This window comes from Nocardia sp. NPDC051929 (assembly GCF_044548645.1).
Classification (GTDB): domain Bacteria; phylum Actinomycetota; class Actinomycetes; order Mycobacteriales; family Mycobacteriaceae; genus Nocardia; species Nocardia sichangensis.
On sequence record NZ_JBIUCG010000005.1, the window covers coordinates 222,233 to 239,438 of the forward strand.

A 17,206-nucleotide genomic window follows, 5' to 3' on the forward strand; every position below is an offset into this window, starting at 1 on the left:
GAATCAGGGCAGCCCTAGGATGCCTCGGCGGCGGTCATGCTCGTGGTGGTCAGGATCGTCTGTGCGACCAGCTCGGGGTCGTCGATCATCGGAACGTGCCCGGTGTCCGGCAGAACGGAGAACGCGGCCTCGGGCAGCCGCGCCCGCGCGATCGGTAAGTGGACCTGTGCGGGCAGCACACGATCGTGCTCCGACCAGGCCACCGTGATCGGGCACGGCAACGGGTCCAGCGCGGCGATCTGTTCGTCGGTGCCGAGCAGATCAGCGGTGACGGTGCAGCCGAGCAGGTCCCGGAGGAACGTCATGGCCTGCGCCGCGCAGGCGCGATCACCGTGGACGGCGATGTTGCGCAACGCCGTTCGCCGCACCGCCGCGCTGCGCAGGCCCACCGGGGCGAGGAAGCCGAGCAGCCGCCCGGTGCTCACCTCGCGGGCGATGCGGCGGGTCGCGGCCGAACGGCTTCGGTCCCCGGCTTCCCAGAAGCCCGCTGGCGAGAGCGCGCAGACGGTCTCGGCTCGCCCGCGCCGGGCCAATTCGATGGCCATCCAGCCGCCCAGCGAATTACCCGCGAGGTGTACCCGGCGCAGTCCGAGCCCGTCCAGCCGCCGTTCGATGTCGTCCACCAAGTGCTCGACCCGCGCCGGACGCCGCAGGGCCTGCGGTCCGCCCCGATGCCCGACCGCAGTCGGCGTGATCACCTCGTGCCGCGCGGCGAGCAAGGGTGTGACGTCATCCCACACCCGTTCGGACATCGTGACACCGTGCAGGAGAACGAGCGGGGGCTTGCTGGGCATTGGCGTCCCTTCGAATTCGTAGTGCGGTCTCGAAGGTGGATACCACAACCTCACCTATGGGGGCAGCGGAAACCCCGACTTCACCGGGCGATCGCCGGAGTTTGCTCTCCGCAACGCTGCCCGCCGAGCCGGTATCGCCGCCACCCCCGTCCCACCCACACCGGCGGACCACGATTCCCGCACGCCGGTGTATTGACATGCCACAATGTTCGCCCGGTCAGACGGCTTCCGGACGCCAGGTGGCGACCGCCCAGATCACGACGATGTTCAGCGCGATCACCAGGATCGACCACGCCGGGTAGTACGGCAGCCACAGGAAGTTCGCGATGATCGACAGCGCGGCCAGGCAGATCGCCACCACCCGCGCCCAAGTCGCACCGGTCATCAAGCCCAGCGCCGCGATGACCAGGAGGATGCCGAGCACGATGTGGATCCAGCCCCACGTCGTAGTGTCGAACTTGTAGACGTAGTCGGCGCCGACGACGATGAGTTCGTCCTCGGCGACGGCGGAGATCCCCTCGAAGATCGACAGCACACCGACGGTGAGCAGCAGGATCGCGGCCGCGATGGACGTGCCCGCCGCGATGCCACGGCGAACGGGGTGTGCCTCCGGTTCGGTCATGTGCGTCATCGGTCGCCCCCTTTCTCGGGAAGTAATGGACGCCTTCCGAATCTCCACCAGTCGCCCCGTCCAGCACTTCACCCGTTTCGGATGACTCCGATATTTCGTGTTCGCGCGAAATGAAAGTTCCATAACGACGACACACGATCTGATCGAGCGGACTTCGCACCGGGTATGTTCCGCTACCGAGGCGCGGTAGTGATCTGCCAGCACACGGCCCGGGAGGCACGGTGACCACATCGCACGTCCCCGCTCTACGCCGCATCCCCGCCGCGGCGCGGTCCGCTGCCGAAATACCGGCGTTGCCGTTCACCCCGATTCCCCGGCCCGATCTGTACGCCGCCGCCGACAGCAGGTCCGGCACCGGGCACGTACTACTGCTGCGCGCGCCCGCCGGGACCGGGAAGTCGGTGCTGGCGGCCGACTGGGCGGCCCGGCACGCCGCGGGCGGATCCGATGTCGCCTGGCTGACCGTCACCGAGCAGCTCGACGACGCGACGTCGCTGTGGACGGTGCTGCACGAGCGGTTCGAGATCGCGACCACGACCGACGCCTGCCCCCCTGCCGCGTACGCCGCAGCGCTCGTCGAGACACTGGCCGCGCGCACGACGCCGACGATCCTCGTGCTCGACGACGCTCATCTGCTCACCGATCCGCTCCTGCTCGCGGGTATCGAATATTTCCTGCACCACGCGCCGCCCACCGTCACGACGATGCTGTGCGCCCGCTCGGCTCCGCCGATCCGCTGGCACGTCCTGGAACTGCACGCGCGGCTGACCCGCTGGGGCGCGGGCGAACTCGCCTTCACCGCGGACGAGATCGACGCGCTGTGCCGCCACCACGGGTGCGAACTCACCGGCGCCGAACTCGATGCGCTCGGCGCCCTGACCCGGGGCTGGGCCGCGCTCGTGCGCATCGCCGCCATCCATCTGGCCGCCGGATCCGACGACCGCGCCGCGGCGCTCGCCGTTCTCGCCCGCCCGGCGCGCGCGGTCACCGATTTCCTGCTCGGGGAACTCGTCGAGGTACTGCCGCCCACGCTGCGCCGGTTCCTCACCTGCACCAGCATTCCCGTCGCGTTCACCGAGCAGCTCGCCGACGAACTCGTGGGCGGCGGTGCGGGGCACTCGCTGCACGAACTCGACCTGATCGGCTTCCCGATCGACTCGGTCGTGCGCGACGGCGACGTCTGGTTCTCCTGTCATCCGCTGGTGCGCGCCTATTTCTTCGCCGAAGCTCGCCGCCTCGGGCCGCGCGTGTGCGCGGAACTGCATCGCCGGTCGGCCCGCTGGTTGCGGACCGCGGGGCTGCCCGAGACCGCGCTGCCGCATCAGCTCGCGGGCGCCGACCACGAGCAACTGTGCGAATTCTTGTCGGCGTGCGCGCTGCGCATGGTGCTCGACGGCACGGGCCGGACGCTGTTCGATCATCTGGCCCGTTCGGCGCCGGCGTTGCTCGACGACCCCTTTCTCTGGCTGGTGCGCGTCGTCGACGCTCTCGTCGCGGGCAGCGCGGCCGCCGCGGTGGCGTGCCTGGACACCGCGGCGGCGCGGCGCGCGGCCAAGGCCTCCTTCGCCGACGCGAAGCGGCTGGACGCGCTCACCCTCGCCGCGACCATCGACGTCGCGGCGACCACCGGGGCGGTGCTGCCCGAGTCTCCGGAGGACGTCGCGCCGACCGGCGATCCCGATCTCGACGCCTACACCGAGATCCAGATCGCCACCGCCTTCGTCGCGGGCGGCGCGGTCACGCGCGGAGAACAGTTGCTGCACTCCGGGCTCGCGCTGGCCGAGCACGCGGGGCGCCCTCGCCTGGTGCTGCGTGCGCTGACCCGGCTGGCGTTCGCCGCCGACGCCGTCGACGCCGCCACCGCGATGCGGGACCGCGCGGCGCGCGCGCTGGCGATCGCGGAGGAACACGGGCTGCTGGAGACCACTGACGCCGTCCAGGCGACCGCCGTGGCCGCCTACGGCGCCTACCTGCAAGGCGAGACGCCGGGCGCGGCGCAGATCGCGTCGGTGCTCACCGAGCGGGTCGACCACGACGGATCCCACGGTCCGGTCGCGGGATGGCGCGCGCACGTCGTGGGCCGCCTGCTCGAACTCGAGCGAGCCGAGGAGCAGTCGGCCGCGGTCGACGCGCTGCGCCGCGGCCTGCTCGTCCTGCTCGAGCACAAGGCGGTGCCCGCGGCGACCGGCAGCCTGATCCTGCCGGTGGTGTGGGCGCTGCTGCGCGTACACGATGCCAGGACGGCGCAACTGCTGGTCGAACGCGCCCGCGGTATCGTCGGCGAACTGCCCGAAGTGCGGTTGGCCGATGCGGCACTGCACACCGCGGCCGATCGTCGCAAGGCGACCTGCGCGGTGCTCGAACCACTGCTGGACCGCGCGGGCGAGCTGCGTCCGGTCAGCGCGGTCACCGGGTGGCTGCTCTACTCCGCGGCACAGCACGAGTCCCGCGCTCCGGCCAAAGCCCTCGCCGCGCTGGAGAACGCGCTGGGTTCCGCGACGCCGCACCGGCTGCTGCGGCCGTTCCTCGACGTGCCCGCCGCGATGCCCTTGCTGGACAGCTACGCGGGCCGTCTCGGCCGGGCGGAGAGCTTCGCGGAGTCGATCCGCCGTCATCCCGCGGCGCGGCGCAGGCCTGCCTACCCCGCCTTGACCCACACCGAGATGACCGTGCTCAAGCAGTTGCCCTCCGGTCGCACCGCCCAGCAGATCGCCGAGGACCTCGGCGTCTCGGTCAACACCGTGAAGACCCACCTGCGCGGCATCTACGGCAAGCTGGGCACCAATTCCCGCGTTGACGCGCTGCATCACGCTCGCCGCGGCGGCCTGCTCTGACGCCGCATCCGCTCGCGCGACGCCTTCCCGTCGCCGTACGCGGCTTTACGCTGATGTATGGCCCTCTCACGTCGGGAACTGTTCCGGTTCGGCGCCGCGGGGTCTGCCGCGGTCCTGGCGGGCACCGCAGCGGCGGGTAGTGCCCGTTTTCCGGCCCCGCGCCGGCTCGGCGATCCGTTCTCGCTCGGCGTCGCGTCCGGCGATCCCGCCCCCGACGGTGTGGTGCTGTGGACGCGGCTGGCCCCCGACCCGCTGGCGCCCGACGGCCTCGGCGGCATGCCGCTGCACCCGGTCACGGTCGACTACGAGGTCGCCGACGACGAGTACTTCCGCCGCGTGGTGGCACGTGGATCGGCGGTGGCCACTCGCGCACTCGGCCACAGCGTGCATCCGGAGGTGCACGGGCTGACCCCGGATCGCTGGTATTTCTACCGGTTCCGGGCGGGGTCGGCCGTGTCGCCGGTAGGACGGACCCGCACCGCCCCGGCGCCCGGCCAGGCCCTGGCGCGGCTGCGCTTCGCTTTCGCCTCCTGCCAGTCCTGGAGTTCCGGCTACTACACCGCCTACGAGCACATGAGCCGGGAAGACCTGGATCTGGTCGTGCATCTGGGCGACTACATCTACGAGCGGGCCTGGCTGCGTGGGCGGGCGGGCGTCACGATGGGTCCCCGCTTTCGCGACGAAGCCGTCGACCTGCCCGGCTATCGGCTGCGCTACGCGCTCTACAAATCCGAGCAACCGCTGCGCGCCGCGCACGCCGCGTTCCCGTGGCTGGTCACCATGGACGACCACGAGGTCGACAACAACTGGGCCGGTGACGCGCCCGGCATCGGCCTCGACATCTGGCGGGTGCCCGCCCTGTTCCGCGGGCGCCGCGCCGCCGCCTTCCAGGCCATGTACGAGCACCAGCCGCTGCGCCTGGCGCAGTCACCGTCCGCGGCGGGCATCCGGCTGCATCGCCGTTTCCGGTTCGGCGACCTCGCGGAGATCACCATGCTCGATACCCGCCAGTACCGCACCCCGCAGGCCTGCGGCGGCGCCGTGGTCAGCGGCTGCGCCGAGCGCTTCTCCCCCGACCGCACGATCCTCGGTGCGGCACAACGCGATTGGCTGATCGACGGTCTGACCCACTCCCCGGCTCGCTGGCAGGTCCTCGGTAACCAGGTGGGCATGAGCCAGAACGACTCCGACCCCGGTCCGCGGGTCGCCGTCTCCACCGACGCGTGGGACGGATACGTCGCCGACCGCAACGCGGTGCTGGGCGCCGCCGCGGCGCGCGGCGCCGGAAACCTGGTGGTGATCACCGGCGACCGGCACGAGAACCAGGCCGCCGACCTGCGGCGCGACTACTCCGATCCCGGATCACCGGTTGTGGCGGCGGAATTCACCGGTACCTCGATCACCAGCAACGGCGACGGAGTGGACCTGAGCGACAAGGGCCGCGGTCTGCTCGCGGCGAATCCGGACGTCAAGTTCTTCAACGCCCAGCGTGGGTACGTCCGGGTGGAACTCGATCACGGGTTGTGGCGCAACGACTTTCGTGTCGTGCCCTATGTCCGCTATCCCGGCGCGCCGATCCGTACCCGCGCCAGTTACATCGTCCAGGACGGCATTCCGGGTGTCACCGAGGCGTGGAGTTCCGGCGATTCCCCTGCGCCGCCGTCGGCACCCGATGCCGTCGGCCGCGCCGACGCCGAGCCCGGCCCGCGCTGACCCGGCGCCCCGGGGTTCACCCGGTCGCCGACTCCGCACGCAGGATCAGCACGGTGATCTCGCTCGGGGCGAACACCCGCAGCTGCGGACCCCAGAATCCCGTGCCCCGGCTGGTGTAGAGCTGAGTGCGCTCGCCGTGGCGGCTCAGCCCGGCCACGACGGGCTGCTCGAGGCGAACCAGATAGTGGAACGGCCAGATCTGGCCGCCGTGGGTGTGGCCGGAGATCTGCAACGCCACTCCCGCGGCCGCGGCCTCCGCGACCTGCCTGGGCTGGTGGGCGAGCAAGACGACCGGAACGTCCGGGTCCGCCCCTGCGAGCGCGGCGGGCAGGTCGGGGCCGTGACCGGTCAAGCCGATGCCGGTTGGGTCGTCGATGCCCGCGATCACCAGGCGGTCGTCGCCGCGGCGCACGACCTCGTGCTGATTGTGCAACGGCTGCCAGCCGAGTGCGGCCATGTGCTCGATCCAGCCCTGCGCGTCACCGAAATACTCGTGATTGCCGGTGATGTAGAACCGGCCGAGTTCGGCCTCGACCTTGCCGAGCGGATCGACCTGCGCGTGCCGCTTCGCCACCGATCCGTCCGCGAGGTCGCCCGCGTGGCAGGCGATGTCGGGCCGTTGCGCGTTGACCACCTCGACCACGCGTTCCGACCAGCGCAGCCGGTTCAGCGCGGCGTAATGGGTGTCGGTCACGACGACCACGCGCAGTCCGTCAAGCGCGGAGCCGAGACCTGGAATCGCGACATCCACCGTGCGTACCCGCGGCACCCGGCGCGCCTCGATCACACCCCACACCACCAGCACCGTCGCGGCCGCGAGCACGCCCGCCGCGACGATCCGCGAGCGAGCCGGGTCGTCCACGCCCGCGACGCTCAATCCCGCGCGCGCCAGATTGCCCAGCACCGACCAGCTGAACAGCACCCACATGACGCCCAGCAAGGTGTCGCCGACGATCGAGGCCGCGTCCGACTGCACGGGCCCGTGGCCGAGATACATCGCCGCGGGCAGGCACGCGAACCCGAGCAGGAACAGTGCCGAACCCAGCCAGAACAGCGGGCCGGATTCGTCGGTGGTCGCCGCAACCAGCGTCCACCAGGGCAGCAGGAACAAGACAGCGGGAATCGCCAGGAACAAGATCAGGCGGGGCACAAACTTCAAGAGGGCTCGTCCTCGTGCGCGGGTGTAGCGCGCGGTCCCTCTCCGGCGCCATGGGCGCTTTCGACCATAGCAGCGGTCATGCCACACCGAGCCGCTCGGCGGCCACGGTGAGATCCTTGTCCCCGCGGCCGGACAGGCACAGCACGATCAGCGAGCCCGCGGGAATCTCACCGCGGTCGGCCATCTCCATCAGATAGCCCACGGCGTGGGCGGATTCCAATGCCGCGAGGATTCCTTCGGTATGGCTGAGTGCCTGCATGCCGCGCAGCGCCACCGCGTCGGTGGCGGCCCGATAGGTCACCCGTCCGCTGTCCTTCAAATGGCTCAGCTCGGGACCGACACCCGGATAGTCCAGTCCCGCCGCGATGCTGTGCGTCCGCGCGATCTGGCCGTCCTCGTCCTGCAGCAGATAGCTGTAGGAGCCGTCGATCTCACCCGGGCTGCCCATGCAGAGGGTCGCCGCGTGCTCGCCGGTGTCCACCCCCCGCCCGGCCGCTTCGACGCCGATCAGCCGCACCTGTGGATCGTCTGCGAACGGATGGAAGACCCCGATCGCATTGCTGCCGCCGCCGACACAGGCCAGGACGTAATCGGGGAGCCTGCCCTCGACGCGCGCGATCTGGTTCCTGGTCTCCGTGCCGATCACCGTTTGGAAATCCCGCACGATCCGCGGGTACGGCGCGGGCCCCGCCGCGGTGCCGAACAGGTAGTGGGTGGTGTCCACGGTGGACACCCAGTCGCGGACCGACTCGCTGATCGCCTCCTTTAGTCTGCGCGAACCGATGTCGACCGGCCGCACCTCGGCGCCGAGCAGCCGCATCCGCATCACGTTCGAAGCCTGACGGCGCATGTCCTCGGTTCCCATGTAGACCACACAGGTCAATCCGAGCATCGCCGACACCGTCGCCACCGCGACGCCGTGCTGCCCCGCGCCGGTCTCGGCGACGATCCGCTTCTTGCCCATCCGCCGGGCCAGCAACGCCTGCCCGATGGCGTTGTTGATCTTGTGGGCGCCCGTGTGGGCCATGTCCTCTCGCTTGAGATACACGCGGGCGTCCGGCACACCCAGCAACTCTCCGAAGCGCCGTACCTGATGCAGCAGCGTGGGCCGACCGACCCGGTCCCGCAACAGTTCTCGATACTCGGCCAGGAACCCGGGGTCGTCTCGTGCGAGGCGATAGGCGTCCTCCAGATCCAGCAGCGCGGCCATCAGGCCCTCGGGGACGAATCTGCCGCCGAACACGCCGAACCGCCCGCGTTCGTCGGGGAACTTCTCGTGCCGGGATGCGCTCACCGCCACGTCAAGGTCAATCCTCATCAACACCAACGCTTTCACCGCCAAAGAGCCGACGGGTCAGTCTGTTCCGCTAGCGCTAGCACAACCCGACGGGTTGGCAACAAGCGAGTTAACAGACTAAATCGTTCGGATGGCTAAGGCTTCTCACTGGTGGAGGCGATCGGCGCGGGCGGGCTCCCGGTGCTTGGCTACCGGTCGGCAGGCACAGTGGCGGAGATCTGAGCGACCAGCTGCCACGGCCGCTCGGTGTCGGTGGTGGCCTTGCCGCTGGTGAGGATCGCCCCGGACAGCCCACGAGCCGGATCGGCCCACCCGTACTGGGTGGTCAATCCGCTGCGCCCGAAGTGCGACCCGGTGTCGCGGCCGAATTTCGACCTGCGCCCGCCGAGTTCGAACCCCGCCCGGCTGACACGTCCGGCGACACCGGGTATCCAGCGAGCCGGGCGCACCGCCTCGGCCAAGGTCTCCGGCCTGATGATGCGCCGTCCGTCCGGTGCGCCGCGCGTGAGGATCTCGTAGAACCGCGACAACTCCGACGCGGTGGTGATCAGATTGCCCGACGGCAGCTCGGCGGTGAGGAAGGCGTCGGTCGCCGAGCGCGACGCCCGGTCCATTCGTCCGCCGATGGCCTTGCTCGCCAGAAAGGTCGCCGTGCGCGACGGAGCCGGACCGGTTTTCACGCTCGGCACGACTTTGCCGACGTCCTCGGGTCGCACACCGAAATTGGTCCAGCGGAAATCGAACGGCTCGAGCACCTGCTCGGCGAGATGGTCCCGCATCCGCTTGCCGGTGGCGCGCTGCACCAGCAGCCGCAGGATCAACCCGATGGTCAGCGCGTGGTACACGCGGAACCGTCCCGGCTTCCAACTCGGGACCAGGTCGGCCAACCCACGCACGGCCAGTTCCTCGTCGAGTACCAGATCGACGCCTTGATACGGCGGTGTGACGAAGGGGATCCCGGCGGAGTGCGAAAGTACGTCACCGATCGTGATGGCGGCCTTGCCGTTCGACGCGAACTCGGGAATGTAGCCGGACACCGGCTCGTCGAGGGTGAACGCCCCCTGCTCGACGAGCATGAACATCAGCGCTCCGGCAACGCCCTTCGCGGTCGAGAAGCCGCAGAACGGCGTGTCCGGGGTAGCCGGGATCTTGACCGCGTCCGGCCCGTCGCCCGGCGCGTTGCCCCAGCCGTGCCCGATGGCGCGATTCAGGACGATCCTGCCCTCGCGGCGCAGGCAGACCTGGATCGCCGGAGTGGTGCCCAAGCGGTACCACGCCTGCACCGACGCCCACAGCGCCTCCACGTCGGCGCGGCCGATCCCGGTCGCCGCGGGATCGTCTTCAGGGCCTCGGGTCGTCACGGCCTCCAGGTCGTCGACGATCGCCACTGATCCCGCCGTTGGTGCGCTCACCCGGCCAGCTTATCGACCGGCCGCGGGTGCCGCCGCCCCGCCGATCACGGCGGCGGCACACCGATCGGGGTCAGCGGCCGTTCAGCCAGCTCTCCTTCAGCTTCGCGTGGTTGTCCCACCAGGCCTGAACCGCTGCCGGGTCGGCGTTCCAGGGTGGCGGTGGCGACTCGCCCGGGAACAGGAAGGTGTCGTTGGGGGCGGCGGCGGTCGTCGGTTCGGGGTATTCCGTGGTGGTGCGCGGGTGCGGCGGCGGTTGCTGCTCGGCCGGGGGCGGTTCGGGGCCAGGGGGCACCGGCAGAGGCAGTTGAGCCTGCGCGTTCGCGGGACGCGGCGCCGGCGGCTCAGGATACGGCTCCGGGGTGACCGCCGCCTCCGGAACGATGGACACGGGCGCCCGCTCCGCCGCCGGCGTCGGGGTCGCGAGCGCTGGATTCGGGTCGACGGGCTGGGGGGCGGTGAGGGACGCCTCCGCGGGGCCGCCGATCGCGGCGTCGGCCGGACGGTCCTCCCGCGCCTGCGCGACCGCGATCGCGGCTCCGCCCAGCAGTGCGGCGACGGCGGCCCCAGCGAGGATGACTCGGCCGCCATGCCTGCGATCGGCCACTGCCGGTTCCGCCGCGCGCCGGAACGGAGCTGCGGCGACCAAGGCCGCACCGTAAGCGGCGGCGTTGGCATGGTCGGGCACCACGATGACCGGGGCGTCGAGCCCGGTCCGCAGCGCGGAGACCACGTCCGGGTCTCCCGCCGACGCGCCGCACAGCACCACGGCGTCGGGCCGCAGCGCGGCCGCCTCCAGGGCGGGCCTGATCCGGTCGACCGCCGAATCCGCGCTCTCGGCGTCGACGACACCGGACGACCATGTGCCGGAAACCAGGATCTCGCCCCGACTCGGCCCGGCCACGAGATACGACGTGTGGTATCCGACGACCTCCGATACCAGCAACGTGTCGTACTCGCCGAGGCCCGGCATCTCCTCGAGCAGCGCGAGCAGCGCTGTCTTGGTCGACACCAGCGACGACGATCGCCACGCGGCCGACGAAAGTTGCGAGACGATTGCCCGCCGTTCGGCAACGGTGCGGTACGCGACCGCGACGTCATCGATTTCGGTGCGCGATCCCGCGGCGGACGTCAACGCGTCCAGCGTGGCGGCCACCGAGGCGGCGGTGGAGTGCTCGACGGGCTGTTCGATCTCGCGCAGCACGGCCGGGCGAGTGCCTCGTCGCGCCGTCGACGAGACCATCACACCGCGCACCACCGCCTGCTCCGCTGATATTCCGACTGTGGCCCTCATGAGATCACCTCTGCTCGACCGGTCTCGGTAAAGGTTCGTCACCGCGGCCGCCGGCGATCGGCTCCGGTCGGTGCACCGGACCACCCGTTCGCCGAGCGCCCACCGCACGAAATGGCGTCCGCGAAGACCGCTGGTCTCTTGGGCGCCGCTGGTAGATGCCACGCGATAGCTACCGACCACAATACGTTGGTCGACGCAGTCCGGATACGCCTTTGCGGCAGCGTCGTGCACTCTCGCGCTTGCGGCCGCCTTCGAGTGCGTGCGATCTCTTACCGAAGTAGGCTCCCGCCGCCGGGCGAACCATGATCCGGCCCAGCCGGACGCAATGTTCGAAGAACTCCTTCAGGCGCTCGGCGACTGCGCCCACACTCGGATCGGATTTCGCGCATCCCGCCGGCGGGCAAGCCGAGCGCAATGGGTCTGCGGCCGATGCCGCCGTTCATCCTCAGAACTACCGCCGTGACACCCCGCAGGCGGCATAGCGGCAGGCTCCGGATGCGAGCAGGTCGGTGTGTCGGGCAAGGGGTCAGCCCGCCGGAGGCGGCGGGGGCGGCCCGGGCAGTGGGATGACGATGCCGAAGGGCAGGGTGATCCCGGGCTGCGGCGTGGGTGTCGACTCCGCGTCGGGCACCGGTTCGGGTTCGGGTTCTGGTTCCGGCGCGGGCGGTGTGGTGATGGCAGGTTCGGGGTTGCGTGGTGCGCCGTCCCGCCGCGGAGCGTCGGGCGCGGGGCCCGTGGCGGTGTCCGCTCCGGGTTGCGTGCAGTCGACAGCTTCGGCACCGGCAGCTTGCGGAATGCCTTCGGCCTCGGCACTGTTCACGTCCGGGCCGGGGAGCTGCCCGGGGGCCGCGCCGTACCGTTGCCCCGGCGCCAAAGGGATGCGCCCCGCGCCGGGCTGTCCCGGTTGCGGCATCGGAGCGGGAACCGGTTGCGCGACACAGGGATTCACCGGCGGCGGAGGCGGGCAGAAGATCCCGCACGGGATCGGCGGCAAACCCGGAAGCGTGATCATCACCTGCGTCGGCGCGTACTGCCGCTGCGGCGGCGCCGACGTCTGCGGCGCCACTTCCGGCGCCTGCACCATCGTGGTGACCGCGCTCATGTCCGTGCCCGGCCCCACCGGCGGCAACGACCCCGGCGCCACCAGATCCGGCGACACCCGCACCTGCGTCGGCGAACCACCTGACCGATACGCCCGAGCCCAGCTCAACACATTCGCCGCATACGCCATCGAGTTGTTGTACCGCAACACCGCCCGCAACTCCTGCGCCGGATCCCGCAGATCCGAACCCCCCGAACACAAATACTTCCCCGCCGCCAACGCCGCATCGAACACATTGTGCGGATCGGCCACCCCGTCCCCGTTACCATCCGCCGCATACGCCCCCCACGTCCCCGGCAAGAACTGCATCGGACCCACCGCCCGCACATACCCCCCCTCCGCCGCCCTGATCACCTCGTTACCCGGCAAACTCCCATCCAACGCCGGACCGAAGATCGGCGTCACCGTCGTGCCCGCCGCATCCGTACGCCCGCCCCCCGCATGCCCCGACTCGATCCGCCCGATCCCCGCCAGCAAACTCCACGACAACCCACACCCCGGCGTCGAGGACGCCAACGCCAACTCCGCATTCCGATACGCCGCCAACACCACCTCCGGAATCCCCAACGCACCCCCCACCCCAGGCAACGAAAACTCCTGCAACGGCACCGCACCCGCGAACGGCGCCACCCCCGGCGTCACCGCCCGCAACCGCCGCGGCCCCTCCGCCGCCACCGGCAACAACCCCACCACCCGCGACTCGGCGTTCGCCGCCGCCGCCAACACCTCCGGCGCCCGCGGCGCCGACACCCCCACCGGAGACTGCGCCCCCGAACCACTCACCACCACACCAGCAACAACCAAAGCCGAGACCGTTATCGGAGCAGATACACGCATTCGGCCACACCCAATCCTCGACGTCGTCCGCGTCTCGGGACGGATGCACCGCACGGACAACGGAGTCCTTCTGCCGGGCCGTAACCACGACCCCGGCCCGCTCCCTCTGATGAAGCGAACCTTCGATAACATAAGGTACACAACGCCGAGGAAATCACGGGTTGGATCACGGAAATTCGCAGTAACTTAGCGCTTCTGGCGACAACCCCTGAAACCAGGGTACCGGCCCGAGCCGCCCCATGCCCGTGCCCGTTTCGTCCGTTGCCATCACAGGCTCGATGAGGTGATCCATTGGCGCACCGCACTTGTCGGCCGCAGCGGCGTCGCTCGAGCTACTTCTTCGCGAGCCTCCCGGCGGCGTGATGCGCGTCGCCTGCACCGAAGTCAGTCTCGCGTCATTCCGGTTCGCGCGACCTCGCTCGGCGCCGCCGCCGCGGTCGCCACGGTGGCCGCGGCGGCACGCTCGGCCTCCTCGACAGTGCAGCGGCCGAGGCCGCACGCCGTCGCCACGCCGTAAGCGGATCGCCCGGCGGCCGCTTCGAACAAGGCCAGGCTTCGGATACCGTCTTGCGCTTCCGCGGGCGACACGACCCCGGCGATGACGCGCCAGTCCGGGTCCAGCCGGCGCAGCGGCCGGTAGAACGCCGGCTCCAGCGGGGCAGGATGAGCACCGTAGGCACAGGGGATGTGCGCGGGTGGCAGCGGCACCGCGCGAGGGCGCAGGTCTCGTGCGACGGTGTTCAACAGCCGCACGGCCGGCGCGAGACTACGCGGGGCGAGAAGTTCTTTGTGCTGGTAGTCGCCGTAGCACAGATGCAGGACGGTTCGCGCGCCGAGATCGTGTGCCCGCGCGAGGAAATCGGCCAACTGTCGCGCGACCAGACGCCCGACCGGAGCCTGCGCACCGAATCGCGCCGCCTTCACCAGTGCGAGCTGGGCGATCGGCGACTCCACCTGCCAGGTGATCATGTCGCCGTGCTCGGCGGTGACTCGGGCCATTTCGGCCAGCACGGCCTCCACGAAAACCGGCAGGTTGCGCAGCGCGGGAGTCACCGTCCGGAGGTGGCGCAGCGCGCGCCCGAGCGGAAGACCGTCGGCCACCGCGGCGCCTCCGAACACGAACAACGCCAAGTCCAGCGGATTCGGTTGACTGATCTGCAATCTCGTGTCGGCGAGTTCCGGATGTCGATCCCGCAGCGCGCGAAAGGCGGTGACGGCCGCGCCGATACGGTCGGCGCGATCCATCGCCACGTGCCGGGGTTCGAGGGTGGCGCCAGGGCGAATGCCGTACACGCGCATGTCGGCGTAATCGGCGAAGTCCCCGCTGCGCACCACTTCGAAGACGTCGTCGTGTTTCTCCCGCTCCCGCAGGTACTCCACGACCCAGGTGGGATCCAGGTCCCGCGGTACGCCGGTGAGCCGGCGGCCCTGGCTGCGCTGGACGAACCACTCCAGCACGTCACCGTCATCGGTCGTCAATGGTGCGGGCAAGCTGCCCACGAAGTGCACGAGTCGGGTCATCGCCTGTCCAACACGTAGTCCACCCGAACGGATCAGGTGTTCACCTACCGCTCAGGGCCCCGATCCGGCGGCCGCCAAGCAGGATAGGCTGATCGATAGCCAGAAGTTCGCCACTGCTGGGAAGCCGGCGCTGGACTACTGCGGCGGCTTTTCGGAAACGCACCGCGTGGTGCAATAGCGTCTGCCGGAACTACCTGGTAGAACTCGGCCATGGTCGATCGAACGCGGTTCGCGCGGTTGGCGCTGGACCAGGTTGCCGCCGAGTTGGACGGCACGGCTCTTCGCGGCGGCTACCTCACCTCGGAACGGATGCGATTCCTCGCGACGAAGGTCCGCGACGCCGGACAGGCCTACGACAAAGCTCTCGAATCGAACGCGGCCCCGGAATAAGCTCCGAAGACGTGCCGACCGCCGATTACGGGAGGCCGGAAGAACGATCCGGCCGCCCACCCCTTCCCTGCGCTACCCGTGCCCGTTCGGCGGAATTCGAGACCCGGTGGCCTGCGCCCGACCGCTCGGCGCTCGGTCGACGTGGATCCGGCGTCGCCAGATATCGGAGGGATTCCAGTCCGGCGCGGTCCGCCCACGCGTGAGGGGGAACGCGGCCAGCCCGATCAGTAGCGCCGAAAAATGCCCGATGCCGGTGAAGGTGGGGTGGATGAGCAGCGGGATGGCGAACCACACCAGGATTCCGCCGAGGTACAGCCACCGCCACGGCCGGGCGACATGGTAGGTCAGGACTCCGATGATCGCGGCGAGGAAGTAACTGACGCCGATATCGCGGACATCGATCATCCCGGGATCGGCGTAGCCGTGGCGAATCGCCAGGGCCAGGATGCCCTCGCTGAGGTACGTGGCTCCGACGTGCGCGCCCAGACCGACGATCGCCCAGCGCAACGCGCCGAGCCACCGTTCGGCCGGCGCGTGGAAGACGCAGAACAGCACGAAGTAGGGCAGCCAGAAGTAGCCGTCGATCCACAGCAGACTGGTCACGAGGACGTGCACCGGATCGGACTCGAGGTGACGCAGGTTGGTGGAACGCTCACCCAGCAGTCGCTCCAGATCGCCGCGCGGCACCAGGTGCTGGATGATCGTGGTGCCCAGCAGCACAGCCAGCCAGGCGAAGGTCCACGGGGCGGTGCGGACGTACTGCCAGATGGACGCCGTGCGGCTGGGTCGCGTGCCGCCGACGTCGGCTGCTCGAGTCATGGCGCGGCCTTCCTTGTGGAGTCCTCCGCCCGGAGGACGCGACCGCCCGGCAGCATTGCCGACTCGAGACGCGCGCTCCTGGCTCTGCCAGGTGAAACACTACTCTCGGACCGGCTGGAGATCCCGCCGATGACCTGTCCGCGCCCGGGAACCCGCCGAGCGAAGTCAGCCCGCCGCCCGCACGGCGGCGGTGCTGAAATCGTCGACGTCGGCGCAGGCATCGAACGGGAGCGGCGGATAGCTGCCGTCCGTCGGGTGATCGGGATCGCCGTATTGGGCGCCGGGGAGCGCGGTCCAATCGATCGCGAGCCTGATGAGATGACCGTTCAGGCGGCCGTCGCTACTGGGCCGGTAGGTCAGGCTGACGGCACACCGCGACGGCACGGGACCGTACACGGTCGAACGGAGAATTATCCCGCTCAGGCCCGCGGCCCGGTAGGGGCCGCCGTCCAGTCCGGCCGATACCTTCTGCTCCGCGTCCAAGCGGTACTCCAGGTCGACCTGCAAGCTGTATTTCGCGCCCGACTCGGCGAAAGTCAACTGGCAGTGATACGGAGCGATCCACCCGACCGAGTTCAGCGTCCAATCGTTGTACCGAGCCTGCACGGCGTCTCTGGCCGCACACGGATCCTTGCCGTACAGCGCCTTCCCATCGGCGGGCTTGCCGCGGGGCGCGAGGGTGTTCAGCCGATCGATGATCTTGCCGACGTAACTCTTCTCCACATCGCATTTCTCGGGCCATGGCGTATTGGCCGGCGCGCCGTCGGGCGGGATCTTGCGCAACCGCAACCGGTGCGCGTAGCCGCTGTTCCCTGCGGGCACATAGTAGTAGCACGTGTCGGCGGCAGTACGCTCGTCGGCCAGGCGGGACCGGTAGATCGTATGACCGTTGACCGTTTCGGCTTTGTCCCGCGCACGGTCATCGTCGTCGTATACCTCGCCGAGTGACAGTTCGAACAGGTAGAGCGCTTCCTTCGAGCCGGGTTCGCCGACGTGATCGCCCACTCTGAGTTGGCACCCGGTGAGTCCTGGTCCCTCGCGTAACACCGATTTCGTGCCCAGGTTCATCGATGGCAACGGCTCGGTGTCCAGCATCGAGCACGGATCGGCGGCCCGGATTCCGGCCATCAATGGCTCGGCGCCAGGGCTGGTGACGATACGGTCGTGTTCGCCCACCGAACTCGCCGTGATCGAGGGCGTGGATGTCGTCGTCGTTCCGGTCGGCGCGCTACTGGTGCTGCTCGGCGCCACCCGATCCTCGGTGACATTCTTTCCGCAACCGGTCACCGCGCTCACCGCGCAGACCATCGTCAACACGGTGGCTGCGGCCAAGCTACGGAGTGTCATCACGTCCCGTCGTGATCTCGCCCAGCTCGGAGCTTTTCATTCTGTCGGTGCTGGGTTAC

Annotated in this window: 13 protein-coding genes; 3 read left to right on the top strand and 10 right to left on the bottom strand. The window is 69.9% G+C overall.

Annotation, left to right across the window (positions count from 1 at the left end; translation table 11 throughout):
- Positions 1-14: 14 nt before the first annotated feature.
- Together ACIHAX_RS08495 and ACIHAX_RS08500 are read right to left on the bottom strand one after the other, a co-directional pair.
- Positions 15-794 (bottom strand): alpha/beta fold hydrolase, encoded by a 780-nt coding sequence (locus ACIHAX_RS08495; protein WP_397276563.1) that lies wholly within the window; start codon positions 792-794, stop codon positions 15-17.
- A gap of 217 nt (positions 795-1,011) precedes the next feature.
- Positions 1,012-1,425, bottom strand: coding sequence for a hypothetical protein (locus ACIHAX_RS08500; RefSeq protein ID WP_355080529.1), 414 nt, complete (start codon positions 1,423-1,425; stop codon positions 1,012-1,014).
- Positions 1,426-1,646: 221 nt separating this feature from the next.
- Between ACIHAX_RS08500 and ACIHAX_RS08505 the strand changes: the two genes are divergently transcribed.
- Positions 1,647-4,259: a LuxR C-terminal-related transcriptional regulator gene (locus ACIHAX_RS08505; RefSeq protein ID WP_397276565.1), complete on the top strand. Its 2,613-nt coding sequence runs from the start codon at positions 1,647-1,649 to the stop codon at positions 4,257-4,259.
- Between the two features lie 57 nt (positions 4,260-4,316).
- Positions 4,317-5,972, top strand: coding sequence for an alkaline phosphatase D family protein (locus tag ACIHAX_RS08510; protein WP_397276567.1), 1,656 nt, complete (start codon positions 4,317-4,319; stop codon positions 5,970-5,972).
- Positions 5,973-5,988: 16 nt separating this feature from the next.
- On the opposite strand, the gene ACIHAX_RS08515 is transcribed toward ACIHAX_RS08510, so the two are convergent.
- The 6 genes from ACIHAX_RS08515 to ACIHAX_RS08540 all read right to left on the bottom strand — a co-directional run bounded on the left by ACIHAX_RS08515 (position 5,989) and on the right by ACIHAX_RS08540 (position 14,591).
- A complete protein-coding gene (locus ACIHAX_RS08515; protein WP_397276569.1) occupies positions 5,989-7,131 on the bottom strand; it encodes a metallophosphoesterase in 1,143 nt (380 codons plus the stop codon).
- 76 nt (positions 7,132-7,207) lie between these two features.
- Entirely contained in the window at positions 7,208-8,449 is a 1,242-nt protein-coding gene (gene trpB / locus ACIHAX_RS08520; RefSeq protein WP_397276571.1) for a tryptophan synthase subunit beta, read from the bottom strand.
- Between the two features lie 167 nt (positions 8,450-8,616).
- Complete coding sequence (locus tag ACIHAX_RS08525; protein WP_356965969.1) at positions 8,617-9,840, bottom strand: serine hydrolase; 1,224 nt, start codon at positions 9,838-9,840, stop codon at positions 8,617-8,619.
- Between the two features lie 70 nt (positions 9,841-9,910).
- Complete coding sequence (locus ACIHAX_RS08530) at positions 9,911-11,131, bottom strand: hypothetical protein (protein ID WP_364434872.1); 1,221 nt, start codon at positions 11,129-11,131, stop codon at positions 9,911-9,913.
- A 526-nt stretch (positions 11,132-11,657) separates the two neighbouring features.
- Entirely contained in the window at positions 11,658-13,016 is a 1,359-nt protein-coding gene (locus ACIHAX_RS08535; protein ID WP_397276574.1) for a lytic murein transglycosylase, read from the bottom strand.
- Between the two features lie 438 nt (positions 13,017-13,454).
- Positions 13,455-14,591 (bottom strand): hypothetical protein, encoded by a 1,137-nt coding sequence (locus ACIHAX_RS08540; RefSeq protein WP_397276576.1) that lies wholly within the window; start codon positions 14,589-14,591, stop codon positions 13,455-13,457.
- Between the two features lie 210 nt (positions 14,592-14,801).
- On the opposite strand from ACIHAX_RS08540, the gene ACIHAX_RS08545 reads away from it, so the two are divergent.
- Positions 14,802-14,981, top strand: coding sequence for a hypothetical protein (locus ACIHAX_RS08545; RefSeq protein WP_355081194.1), 180 nt, complete (start codon positions 14,802-14,804; stop codon positions 14,979-14,981).
- Between the two features lie 72 nt (positions 14,982-15,053).
- Here ACIHAX_RS08545 and ACIHAX_RS08550 read toward each other — a convergent pair whose 3' ends face one another.
- Both ACIHAX_RS08550 and ACIHAX_RS08555 read right to left on the bottom strand, forming a co-directional pair.
- Complete coding sequence (locus tag ACIHAX_RS08550; RefSeq protein ID WP_355081192.1) at positions 15,054-15,800, bottom strand: rhomboid-like protein; 747 nt, start codon at positions 15,798-15,800, stop codon at positions 15,054-15,056.
- 165 nt (positions 15,801-15,965) lie between these two features.
- Positions 15,966-17,132: a DUF3558 family protein gene (locus ACIHAX_RS08555; protein WP_397276578.1), complete on the bottom strand. Its 1,167-nt coding sequence runs from the start codon at positions 17,130-17,132 to the stop codon at positions 15,966-15,968.
- Positions 17,133-17,206 lie beyond the last annotated feature (74 nt).